This window comes from Aromatoleum toluolicum (genome assembly GCF_012911005.2).
Lineage (GTDB): Bacteria > Pseudomonadota > Gammaproteobacteria > Burkholderiales > Rhodocyclaceae > Aromatoleum > Aromatoleum toluolicum.
The window spans coordinates 152,360-163,752 of sequence record NZ_WTVS01000003.1 but is presented as its reverse complement, the minus strand read 5'-3'; the positions used below and the strand labels follow the sequence as shown (position 1 = coordinate 163,752).

The following is an 11,393-nucleotide window of genomic DNA, read 5'->3' as shown; positions in this document are numbered from 1 at the left end:
CCCCCGCCCCGCGCGGCGAAGGGGCTGTCGGTCGCGAGGTCGTGCGCGACATCGTCGGCGCGGAAGATCAGCGCCATGATCAGGCCGATTCCGATGCCGAAGATCAGCGACAGCACGAAACGCGCGATGGCAAGATCCGGCCCGATGATGCCGCCGGTGTAGACCAGCGCGAGGATGTTCGCCGCGGGCGCGAAGAACAGGAAGGTGATCGCCGGACCCAACCCGGCGCCCTTCTTGTAGATGCCGGCGAAGAGCGGGACGATGGTGCAGGAACATACCGCCAGCAGGGATCCCGCCGCCGCCGCGGCCGGATAGGACACCGCCTTGCTGGAGTTGCGCCCGAGGAAGCGCGTGACCGTTTCCTTGGGAATCAGCGCCGCCATCGCCCCGGCGATGAAGAAGGCCGGCAGCAGGCACAACAGCACGTGCGCCGCGAGATACGCAGCCAGGTTTCCGAGCCCGCCGTAGAACACGGGCAGAATCCAGGATGAAACGGTGTCCATGGCATTGCTCCTCGGCCCGGCGACAGCGCCCCACGCAAGGCGCGCGCACCGGCACCGTTCGCGCGGGTGGATTCTTGCGCCCGCCCGCGCTCGCACGCGTCAGCCATCGACGAATCGCCAACGGCTCCTATATCAGTTATCGCTGATTATCCTCCGAAAACCGCCGCGCCGATGCCAAGGACCTAACGGACGCCGCACCCGCGATGCCGAACGGTTGGCCCCGCGACGGTTTCAGGCGTGCCCGATATCGAGTTTCTTCATCTTTTCCCACAGGTTCTTGCGGCTGATGCCGAGCAGGTCGGCGGTGCGCCCGATGTGCCCGTCGCAGGATTCGAGCGCACCGCGGATGTAGCGGCATTCGCATTCGCGCAGGTAATCGCCCAGCGGCGCCTGCACGTCGCCGGCCGTCGGCGCGACTTCAGCGTCGGGAAACAGCGCGGCGGGCGTGATCCATTCGGCCGGGCTCATGATGCAGGCGCGCTCGACCGCATGCTTGAGCTCGCGCACGTTGCCGGGCCAGGGGTAGGCCAGCGCGGCCTCCTCGGCTGCGGGGACCAGGTGGCGGCGCGGCTCGCCGCTCTGGCGCGCGATGTCGGAGAGAAAACGCCGGATCAGCCACGGGATGTCCTCGCGCCGCTCGCGCAGCGGCGGCACCCGGATCTGCACGACATTGACGCGATAGAAGAGGTCCTCGCGGAACGTGCCCTCGGCGACCATCGCCTTGAGGTCGCGGTGCGTCGCGCACACGAGCAGCAGGTCCACCGGAATCGGGCGCTCACCGCCGACGCGCACGACCTGCCGCTCCTGCACCGCGCGCAGCAGCCTCACCTGCATCGCCAGCGTCATCTCGCCGATCTCGTCGAGGAACAGCGTGCCGCCGTGGGCCTGCTCGAACACGCCGGCCCGGCTGCGCGCGGCGCCGGTGAAGGCGCCCTTCTCGTGGCCGAAGAGTTCCGGCTCGAGCAGCGTTTCGGGCACCGCGCCACAGTTCAACGCGACGAAGGGGCGACGCGCGGCGTCGGGCAGGCAGGCATGCAGACGCTGCGCGACGCGTTCCTTGCCGACGCCCGATTCGCCGACGATGAGGACCGTGCTGGCGGCCCGCGCGAGCCGCGGCAGCATCGCCTCGATGCGCTGCATCGCGGCCGACACGCCCAGCGGCTCGAGCCCGGGAGCGCCCTCGTCCTGCGCCCGCACGGCGGACGCGATCTCCAGCACCCGGGCGACCAGTGCGTCGAGGTCGAAGGGCTTGGTGACGTAATCGCAGGCACCGCGCTTGATCAGCGCGACGGCCTGGTCGACGGTGCCGTAGCCGGTGATGAATACGAAGGGCGGGGCCTGCGGCAATGCGCCGGCCGCCCAGTCGAAGATCGCTTCGCCGGTGGTATCGCCCAGGCGCATGTCGCTGATGACGACATCGAAGGCCTGTTCGCGCAGGCTGCGCATCGCCTCGGCGCCGCTGGTACACCAATGCGCGTCGAAGCCCTCGAGGCGGAAGCGCTCGCACAGCGATTCACCCATGATCGGATCGTCCTCGACAAGGCACACGCGCACGGCGGCATTCATGATGCGGACTCCAGTTCGACGGCCATGCCCAGCGGCAGATCGACCGCAAACACCGTGAGGCCCGGCTCGCTCTGCACCGAGATGTGCCCCCCGAGCCCGGTGACGATCTGGTAGGTGATCCACAGGCCGAGGCCGTGCTTGCCATTGCCGTCGCCGACGAAGGGCTCGAACAGGTAGGGCAGGCGCGACTCCTCGATGTAGCGGCCGTCATTGCGTACCGCCATCGTCATGCCGTCGGCCGACAGGCCGATGTCGCATGCGACGGTGCCTCCCGCCTCGACCGCCTGCAGCGCGTTGAGCACGAGGTTGATCAGCACCTGCCGCACCAGCGTCGCCGGCAGCGGGATCTCGTCCGGCAGTTCGCAGTTCCATTGCAGCCGCGCGGACTTCTTCGCCGCCTCGGGCTTGAGCAGGATATGCACGTCCTCGATGTCCTGCGGTGCCAGCGGATGACTCGGCGCCTTGGCCTCGACCAGCAGTGCCGACACCGTGTCGCGGATCTGCAACAACCCGCGTTCGAGCAGCGACATCGTGCGCGCGGCGAGTTCGGGGTCGCTCGCACCGTGCTTGCGGTAGGTGCCGATCGCGTTGAGCATCCCGCCGAGCGGATTGTTGATTTCGTGCGCGATGCCGCCGGTGAGCCGGCCGATCGCCGCGAGCCGCTCCGAGAACAGCATCTCGCGTTCGAGTCCCTCCTTCTCGCGCAACTCGTCGAACATCCGCTCCACGGCCCGCCCGACCTGCCCCAGCTCGTCCTTCGAATCCTCGAACTGCAGCGCTCCGGGCGGAGGAATCGTCGCGCCGACCTTCCCGATGCAATCGGCCAGATGCACCAGCGGCTCCGCCATGCGGCGCCCCCAGAACCACGACACGGGCAGGATCAGCAGCAGCACGAACAGCGTCACCAGCGTCGCGCTGAGCCACATGCCGGCGAAGCGCGACTGCATGAAGGTGCTGGTGTGCTCGAGGATCATGTGGCCGAGGCGCACCCCGTCGGCGTCGATCGGCGTGATCACGTACAGCTTGTCGGCGATCTCCACGCTGTGCGACCCAGTGCCGGCAGCGCCGTCGATCCGGCTGGCGATCTCGCGCGCCGCCTCGCCGCGCTCGTGCAGCGGCGCGAGGATGGGGTAGCGCGCCGGATCGGTCGACACGTAGATGCGCAGGCGCGGGTCGACGAGCGTGATCGCGCTGGCCTGCTCGCCGCCGCCGGGCGAGGTCGCCGCGCGCACGATCTCGAAGGCGCGCCACAGGTCGTCGTGCAGCATCGGGGCAACCAAGGTCTGGCTCAGCACCGCCGACCAGCGCGCCGAGCCGTCGAGCATGTCGCGGCGCAGGTCCCGGTATTCGCGCAGCAGCAGTGAAGCCGTGAGCACCGTCGCGGTGACCAGCACCAGCACCGTCGCGCGCAGCGGAATCTTGTAGCGGAAGCTGATGTCGCGGAAGTGCAGCAAGCGTCCTCCTAGGCGTTGGGCTGGCTGATGGCGCGCAGCATGCGCTCGATGTCGGCGTAAAGCGCCGGCGTGCCGAGGGCGAAGCGGTCGAGGTTGAGCTGGCGCAGGAAACCCGCCCCAACGCCGTCGTCGTGCATCGCCAGGAGGATCTCCTGCATGCGCCGGAACAGCGCGGGCGGGGCCACGGGCCCCGCGACGAAAGGCGGAAAGCCGAACGTCGGCGAGCGGTCGGCAACGCGCGTGCGCCCGGTCAGCTCCGGGTGCGTGCGCGCGAGCGTGTCCCACACGTAACCATCGACTGCCCCGCCGTGCGCGACCTCCAGCGCCACCGCCTCGACCACCTTCTTGTGCGCATAGGTGAAGAAAGTGCGGCGGAAGAAGTTCGCCGGCGAGGTATTCGCGCGGTTGAGCTGATAGTGCGGATAAAGATAGCCCGAGTTCGAATCCGGATCGGAGAACGCGAACACGCGGTCGCGCAGCTCGGTGATCTTCGTCGTGGCCGTGTCCCGCTCAGGCACGATCAGATAGGAACGGTACAGCGGCTGCCCCTGATGCACGGGCACCGCCAGCAGCCGCATCCAGCGTTGCTCGCGCACATAGGGATACCCGCACAGCCACGCGAAGTGCAGCTTCTCCTGCCGCATCAGCTCGACGATCTCGCGGTAGCTGCCCCGCTGGATGAATTCGACCGGTCGGCCCAGCGCCTGCGCGAGGTAGTCCCGCCATGCGCCGAGAAAGCCCACCTGGTCATCGAGGAACACGGGGGTCATGCCGATCCGCACGGCATCGCCGCCGGTCTCCGCGAACGCCCGGGCGCCGCAACCGGCAATCGCGAGGCCGCACAGCCCGAACAGGGCCTGCCGCCGGTTCATCGCTCGCCCGCTCCCGAGACCAGCATCCCTCCCCCTTCCCGTTCGCTGATGGAAGAACGGGTCTCCTGCCTACGCAAGAACCGCACCGCGGTCGGCCACCGACGGCCTGCGCAGGTCGTGCCGGGATCCCGTTACCAAATCGTAACAAAACCCTGCCGACAACTGCAGTTTAGGTTACCGAACCGTAACCCGCGACGCTCCTGCTTCCGACCAACAACAAATCTTTCCTTATTTTTCCGACACTTGAATCGAATGGCCCGGCTCTTGCGGTACTAGCTCGACCAATCCGGAAGGCGACCATGAATCAGGATCTCCGCCATCTCGCCCGCGACGCTGCCCCCGCAGGACCGGAGGGCGGTTTTCGGCGCCTGCACGCGCTCGGACTCGTCGGCCTGCGCCGTGCGGCGTGCATCGCGGGAACCCTGCCCGCGACCGCGTGCACGCGCTGCGAAGCGGCCTGCCCTCACGGCTGCATCGCACTCGGTGAGGACATTCCGCTGCTCGACCCGGCCGCGTGCAGCGGCTGTGGCCTCTGCGCCGCCGCTTGCCCGACGGGAGCCCTGGCGGTCGATGGGGTAGCGCTGCCGGCGACGGTGCCCGCCCAAGGACTGGTGCTGAGCTGCGAGCGCAGCCGGGCGACGACCGACGCCCCCCTGCACCGCGTGGCCTGCCTCGGAGGGCTCGCCGTCAACGACTGGCTGCGACTCGCGATCGCCGCCGGGGATGCACCGATCCGGCTGGTCGACGACGGCGCCTGCGCAGCGTGCGGCAATGCACGCTCGCATGAAGCACCGTGGCGCGCACCCCTGGAGGTTGCGCGCCGTGCGCTGTCCGAAGCCGGCCTGCGGCCGGAACACCTTCCCGCGGCGGTCAGCCCGGATGCGTTACCGAACGGTAACCACCGGGATTCCGCGATCGGCGAGTTGCCCATCGAAAGCCGGCGCCGCTTCTTTGCGGGCCTCTCGCGTTCGCTCGCCGCAGCCGTCACCCGGACAGCGACGGGCGAGTCCCTGCCGACCGACGTTCCCGTCGCCCGGAGGGGCCGCGGCGGCATCGCCGCCCAGCGTGGCGACGAGACGCGCCTGTTGCTCGAACACATCGCTCGTCGCACCGGTCGGTCCCATCCTCAGTCGGCGCTGCTGCCTGCACTCACGGCGAGCGCCGCCTGCCGGGCACACGGCGCGTGTTCGCGCGCCTGTCCGACGGGCGCCCTGCACCTTGAAACGGAATCCGACGATGGGCACGCCCGCCTGCAGTTCGACGCCTGGCTGTGCGTCGATTGCGGCGCTTGCGCGCGGATCTGTCCATCCCATGCACTTGAACACGAAGGGCACGCTTGGCGCCCCTTCGCGGGCGCGCCGACCGTACTCGCGACGATCGAACAAAGCGAGTGCACGCGCTGCGGCGCCCTGTTCGCCGCGCACGACGAAGAAGCGCTGTGCGAGCGCTGCCGCAAGACGGAGAACCTCGCACGCGCGGGCTTTGCCCTGTTCAGCCGCCAACAAAGAGACACGCCGGCCGCGCCGGAAGGGCCCTGAGCCCTGAAGCAATCAATGACGAATGCCACTTCAAGAGGGTCGATCGAGGAGTCAGGAAAATGGAAATACTCAAGAAGCTCATTTCGCGGCGCCGCTTCCTGCAGGTCAGCGGCGCGGGGACAGCGGCCGGCGCGGCAGCGGTGGGCAGCGGCGGACTCGGCATCGGGCAGTTGTCGACGCTGAAGGAGGCGACGGCAGCCACCGTCGACAGCAACACCGTGGTGAACAAGAGCATCTGCGCACAATGCCCGGCACGCTGCGGCATCGACGTCTACACCACCAACGGCAAGGTGCACGCGATCTACGGCAATGCCGGCCATCCGATCGCCAATGGCAAGGGCTGCCCGAAAATGCACCTAGGCACCTACATCCTGTACGACCCGGATCGCTTCAAGGGGCCGATGAAGCGCACGAACCCGAAGAAGGGACGCGACGAGGATCCGAAGTTCGTGCCGATCTCCTGGGACGAGGCGCTGCAGACCGTCGCCGACCGCATGAACGCGCTGCGCGACAAGGGTGAATCGCACCGTTTCGGCCTGTTCTTCGGCCGCGGCTGGGGCGCCACCGACGTGGGCATGACGCTGGTCCCGATGGCTGCGCTCTACGGCTCGCCCAACATCGGCATCGGCCATTCATCGATGTGCTCGGACGGCTCGGTGCTTGCGAAGCAATGCACCGACGGCAACGCGTCATACAGTTCCTACGACTACCGCAATGCCAACTACCTGCTGATGTTCGGTGCGAACTTCCTCGAGTCCTTCCGTCCGTACAACAACAACCTGCAGGTATGGGGCTACATCCGCGGCGAGAAGGCGCCGACGACGCGCGTGACCGCCGTCGACGTACACATGAACCAGACGCTGTCCGCATCGGACCGCGCGCTCATCATCAAGCCGGGCACCGACGGCGCGCTGGCGCTGGCAATCGCGCACGTGATCCTCACCGAAGGCCTGTGGGACCGGAATTTCGTCGGCAACTTCACGGACGGCCAGAACCACTTCAAGGCAGGCGAAGCGGTCGAAGCGCCCTTCGATGAGAAATGGACAATGGGCCTCACCGAGTGGTGGAACGTCGAACTCAAGGACCGCACGCCCAAGTGGGCCGAAGGCGTCACGACGATCCCCGCCGACCTCATCGTCAAGACCGCGCGTGAATTCGCGACGACGCGCCCGGCCATCGCGCTGTTCGAGCGCGGCGCGCACAACCACAGCAACGGCGTGCTCAACGGCATGGCGATCCACTCGCTGAACGCACTGGTCGGCTCGCTCTTCGCCGAGGGCGGCCTCGCCTACCAGATGGGCCCCGCCTACGGCCCGGCGCCCGCGAACCCGGACGACCACCTCGACGACTACGCGAAGAACGGCCCGCACAAGACCATGCCGCGCATCGACCTGAAAGGGCACGAGGACGGCTACATGTTCGCGAAGAACATGCTGCAGGAAGTGCCGAAGAACCATCTCGCGGGCAAGCCGTACAAGATGGATACGGTCATGTTCTACATGACGAACCCCATCTTCTCGTCGCCCGACGCGACCGCCTGGGAAAAGATGCTCGCCGAGGTCTTCGTCATCGACACTTCGCCCTTCCCGGGCGAGACGGCGATGATGGCCGACCTGATCCTGCCCGACTCGACCTACCTCGAACGCTGGCAGGACGCACCGACCTACCCCTTCCAGGGCTGGCCGCTCGCGCAGATCCGCACTCCCGCGATCAAGCCGCTGTACGACACCCAGACCTTCGGCAACACGCTGATCGAGATCGGCAAACGTCTCAAGGGCCCCGCCAGCGAGTACTACGCCAAGCTTGAAAACGTCGAGAACATCCTGCGCCATCTGGCCAAGGGCTTCGAGGCCACGCCCGGCGACAACGGCGTGAACAGCTTCGAATCCTGGGTCGAGAAAGGCGTCTGGTACAAGAAGCCCTACCACTGGCGGCAGGTGCGCGGCGAGTTCTTCGAGTGGGACGGTCAGGGCTGGAACAAGCCGATGAGCGCCGAGGACGTGAAGAAGAAGCTGCTGAAGACCGATTCCGGCAAGTTCGAGTTCAAGTCTTCCTACCTCGACCACAAGCGCGACTGGGTAATCGCCAAGACCGGCCGCGATCCGGCGAAATTCAATTTCCCGCACTGGGAGGAGCCGAAATACACCGGTAGCGGCGACCTGCACTTCGTGACGCCGAAGAACGCGATGCACGCCGAAGGTCGCAGCGCGAACATCCCCAACGCGATCGCGCTGATGCAACCGACCGCGGGCGGACGCCGACAGGTGTACGCCGAGGTTCATCCCTCGGTCGCGAAGGCCAAGGGCTTCAAGGACGGCGACCGCATCCGCATCAAGTCGACGCTCGGCGAAGTCATGGCGATCGCCCGCGTCACCGAGCTCACCCGCCCCGACACGATCGTGCTGCCCTTCGAGCACGGTCACTGGGCACACGGACGCTGGGCGAAGGAGCGTGGCTCGCACGTGGATTCGATCATCGACAACCAGTCCGACCGCATTTCGGGCATGGCCAATTACTACACCGGCAAGGTGTCGGTCGAGAAGGCTTGAGGAGGCTCGCAAAATGGCTAAATGGGGAATGGTCATAGACCTGGAAAAGTGCACCGGCTGCCAGGCCTGCAGCACCGCCTGCCAGATGGAGAACAACCGCCTGCCGGGCGAAAACTACCAGGACGTCCTGTACTACACGGAAGGCAGGCAGCCGACGCCGACGCTGAAGTGGTTCCCGCGCCCGTGCATGCACTGCGAGGAACCCTCGTGCATGCACGTATGCCCGACCAAGGCGACGTACAAGACCGAGGACGGCGTCGTGCTGATCGATTGGGACAAGTGCATCGGCTGCAAGTACTGCATGATCGCCTGCCCGTACGGCGTGCGCTTCTACACCGACGAGAAGCCGCTGATAGAGCCGAACATCAAGCAGGTGTTCAAGGGCGACGGCGACCTGTCGTGGAACCCCCCGTACAAGGGACCGCAGCAGGATCCGAAACACGGCGTCGGCATCCAGCCGAACGGCGTCGTGTCGAAGTGCAACTTCTGCTACCACAAGATCAGCAAGGCCCCGAAAGGCACGCCGGATCTCGACGAGAGCAATCCCGAGCTCGTCGAATACGTGCCCGCCTGCGTGCGCACCTGCGCGCCCAAGGCCCGCTACTTCGGCGACCTGGACAACCCGAACTCTCAGGTCAGCCGGCTGATTTCCGACAAGCAGGGCACGCGTCTGCTCGACCACACCGGCAACAAGCCGCAGGTGTATTACGTCAGCGGCGGCGGCGCGGCCAGCGGCGCGGTTCCGGGCACCCGTTCGAACAAGAAGGCTTGAGGAGGACACCATGGCAACACAAACTCAAGGTAGCGGCGGCGCGGTGAGCGCGGTGCTGATGGCCGGCCTCGCGGGCCTGGTCGTCAGCCTCGGCATCGCCTTCTTCAACCTGCTGTCGGGCGGACACAGCGCCTTCAACACCGGCAGCGACGGCGTCTCATGGGGGCTGCCGGTGGTCAACTACGTGTTCTTCGCGCTGACCTCGACCGGCCTCACGCTGGTCGCCTCGGTCGCGATGACCTTCGGCAACAAGGCCTGGTACCCCATCGCCAAGCGCTGCGTATGGCTGTCCCTGGTCACGCTGGTGGCGGGGTTCGCATCGCTGGCGCTGGAACTGGGGCATCCGTTCCGCATGCTGTGGGCGATCCCGCTGAACGCGCAGCTCGTCTCGCCGCTGAACTGGATGGGGATCTTCTATGCGGTGTTCCTCGTGCTCGGCATCCTGAAGTTCCTGCGCATCCACAACGGTGACTGGAACAGCAGCACGAGCAAGCAGATCGGGCTCGCGGCACTGGTCACCGAACTGCTCGCGGGCGGCATGCTCGGCATGGCCTTCGGCGCGATGGCGATGCGGCCGATGTGGTACGGCAACCTCGTGCCGCTGTACTTCATCCTCACCGCGGCTTGTACCGGCGCGGCCTTCGCGGTGCTGGTCACCTGCCTGAGCTACGACAGCGAGGAGACGATGCCGGCCCAGGTACGCACGCTGATGCGGGGGCCGCTGCCGACCGCGTTCGCGGGGCTGCTCGGCATCACGATCCTCGTGATCGGCTACCGCACCGTGATCGGCCTGTGGAGCAACGCCGACGGCCTGCAGGTGTGGGACGCGATCGTCGCCTCGCCGTGGTACTGGATCGAAGCCGCACTGCTGATCGGCGCCTTCTTCCTGCTGCTGCAACGCAAGGCCCTGGCACTGGCCTCGGTTATGGTGATCGGCGGCTTCTTCATCGACCGCTACGACTTCGTCATCGGCGGGCAACTCGCGCCGCTGTTCAAGGGCAGCTGGGTGCCGGACCTGATCGCCTACACGCCTTCGACAACGGAATGGATGCTGACGCTGCTGGCGTTCTCGATCGCATTCCTTGGCTGGGCGTTGGGCGAGAAGCTGCTGAAGCTCGACGCCGCGCCGCAGGACTGAGCGCCTCTCCCGGCGGACCGGTTTGCCCCCGGTCCGCTCCCTGGCCGGGAGGATTCTTCCCACCCCCGGCCACCTTCCGGAAGCCCGCATGATGGACGCACGCAACATCGAATCCCTGACCGAGCGCGGCGAGTTCTACTTGTGCCTCGCGCGCGCCTTCCTGACGCCCCGCGAGCCGGAAGTCTTCACCGCACTGCGCGACGCCCTCGCCGACGACCTGGAGGAACTCGGGGCATCGCTCGGCTACGCCTGCGCCGATGCCGTGGCGCACTACCGCGCAGCGATCGCCGCGATTCCCGACCACGTCACACTGCTGCAGCGGTACAGCACCCTCTTCCTGGTCCCGCCGCGAACCATCCAGATCAACACCGGCAGCTACCTGGACGGCGCGATCAACGGCGGCTCGGTCTCGGCACTGGAAGACACCTACCGGCGCTGCGGCGTCGAACGCGGCGATGACTTCCACGACCTGTCGGACCATGTCGCGGTGCAGCTCGAATTCGTGGCCCTGCTCTACCTGAACAGCGCCGAAGCGCTCGCCACCGGCGCCCCGCCGCCCGCTGTCCGGCCCGAACATTTTCTCGACCAGTTTGCCGCACGCTGGCTCCCGCCATTCCTGCGCGATCTCGAAAACGACGCCAGTACCCCCGGCGCCGGGCCGAATCCTTGGCTGCCGCTCGCCCACATCTTCGCGACAGCGGTCGCCCATGACGCCGTCGCCGAGGAACTCCCGGCTTCGGTGCAGCGCGCGCAGCGGGCCATCGGCAAGGCACGCCACGAACGGGCCGAACGCGGCATCACCGCCGACGACATGGAGTTCATCGCGCGCAAGCTGCGCGAGAAAGGATTATCGACCGAACACCTGGCGATCCCGCCGCAACTGCGCGACGAGGCGCGCGGCTACTCGCGCGGCACACCGCCCGGGCCGCGCAAGGGATCGCGTTACGCATGAGTCTGGCCGCAGGATGCACGCAAGCGGCCGACGCACCCTGCACGTCCCG

General features: G+C 67.2%; 9 protein-coding genes. 5 read left to right on the top strand and 4 right to left on the bottom strand.

What is annotated here, in order from left to right:
- From GPA27_RS02815 to GPA27_RS02800, 4 genes are all read right to left on the bottom strand, one after another.
- Positions 1-503 (bottom strand): permease (locus GPA27_RS02815; RefSeq protein ID WP_211164801.1); only part of this gene is annotated, 503 nt, incomplete at its 3' end.
- A gap of 231 nt (positions 504-734) precedes the next feature.
- Positions 735-2,069 carry a sigma-54-dependent transcriptional regulator gene (locus GPA27_RS02810; protein ID WP_169137597.1) on the bottom strand — a complete coding sequence of 445 codons (1,335 nt, stop codon included), beginning with the start codon at positions 2,067-2,069 and terminating at the stop codon, positions 735-737.
- On the bottom strand, positions 2,066-3,523 hold the full coding sequence (locus GPA27_RS02805) for a sensor histidine kinase (protein ID WP_211164800.1): 1,458 nt from the start codon (positions 3,521-3,523) through the stop codon (positions 2,066-2,068). Before GPA27_RS02805 ends, GPA27_RS02810 begins: the two co-directional genes overlap by 4 nt.
- Before the next feature lie 8 nt (positions 3,524-3,531).
- Entirely contained in the window at positions 3,532-4,395 is an 864-nt protein-coding gene (locus GPA27_RS02800; RefSeq protein WP_169137595.1) for a substrate-binding domain-containing protein, read from the bottom strand.
- 299 nt (positions 4,396-4,694) lie between these two features.
- Between GPA27_RS02800 and GPA27_RS02795 the strand changes: the two genes are divergently transcribed.
- The 5 genes from GPA27_RS02795 (at position 4,695) to GPA27_RS02775 (ending at position 11,344) form a co-directional block, all read left to right on the top strand.
- Positions 4,695-5,933: a 4Fe-4S dicluster domain-containing protein gene (locus tag GPA27_RS02795; protein ID WP_169137593.1), complete on the top strand. Its 1,239-nt coding sequence runs from the start codon at positions 4,695-4,697 to the stop codon at positions 5,931-5,933.
- Between the two features lie 59 nt (positions 5,934-5,992).
- Positions 5,993-8,482 (top strand): molybdopterin-dependent oxidoreductase, encoded by a 2,490-nt coding sequence (locus tag GPA27_RS02790; protein WP_169137591.1) that lies wholly within the window; start codon positions 5,993-5,995, stop codon positions 8,480-8,482.
- A gap of 13 nt (positions 8,483-8,495) precedes the next feature.
- Positions 8,496-9,254: a 4Fe-4S dicluster domain-containing protein gene (locus GPA27_RS02785; protein WP_246260913.1), complete on the top strand. Its 759-nt coding sequence runs from the start codon at positions 8,496-8,498 to the stop codon at positions 9,252-9,254.
- 10 nt (positions 9,255-9,264) lie between these two features.
- Positions 9,265-10,392 carry an NrfD/PsrC family molybdoenzyme membrane anchor subunit gene (gene nrfD / locus GPA27_RS02780; RefSeq protein ID WP_169137589.1) on the top strand — a complete coding sequence of 376 codons (1,128 nt, stop codon included), beginning with the start codon at positions 9,265-9,267 and terminating at the stop codon, positions 10,390-10,392.
- An 88-nt stretch (positions 10,393-10,480) separates the two neighbouring features.
- The gene (locus tag GPA27_RS02775; RefSeq protein ID WP_169137587.1) at positions 10,481-11,344 is read left to right on the top strand and encodes a TorD/DmsD family molecular chaperone; all 864 of its coding nucleotides are present in this window, start codon (positions 10,481-10,483) and stop codon (positions 11,342-11,344) included.
- The last annotated feature ends 49 nt before the right edge of the window (positions 11,345-11,393 follow it).

What these genes read in the sequence shown, in the direction of transcription:
- nrfD (WP_169137589.1), top strand. Translation starts at nt 9,265, where the DNA reads ATGGCAACACAAACTCAAGGTAGCGGCGGCGCGGTGAGCGCGGTGCTG.
- GPA27_RS02775 (WP_169137587.1), top strand. Translation starts at nt 10,481, where the DNA reads ATGATGGACGCACGCAACATCGAATCCCTGACCGAGCGCGGCGAGTTC.
- GPA27_RS02790 (WP_169137591.1), top strand. Translation starts at nt 5,993, where the DNA reads ATGGAAATACTCAAGAAGCTCATTTCGCGGCGCCGCTTCCTGCAGGTC.
- GPA27_RS02800 (WP_169137595.1), bottom strand. Translation starts at nt 4,395, where the DNA reads ATGAACCGGCGGCAGGCCCTGTTCGGGCTGTGCGGCCTCGCGATTGCC.
- GPA27_RS02795 (WP_169137593.1), top strand. Translation starts at nt 4,695, where the DNA reads ATGAATCAGGATCTCCGCCATCTCGCCCGCGACGCTGCCCCCGCAGGA.
- GPA27_RS02785 (WP_246260913.1), top strand. Translation starts at nt 8,496, where the DNA reads ATGGCTAAATGGGGAATGGTCATAGACCTGGAAAAGTGCACCGGCTGC.
- GPA27_RS02810 (WP_169137597.1), bottom strand. Translation starts at nt 2,069, where the DNA reads ATGAATGCCGCCGTGCGCGTGTGCCTTGTCGAGGACGATCCGATCATG.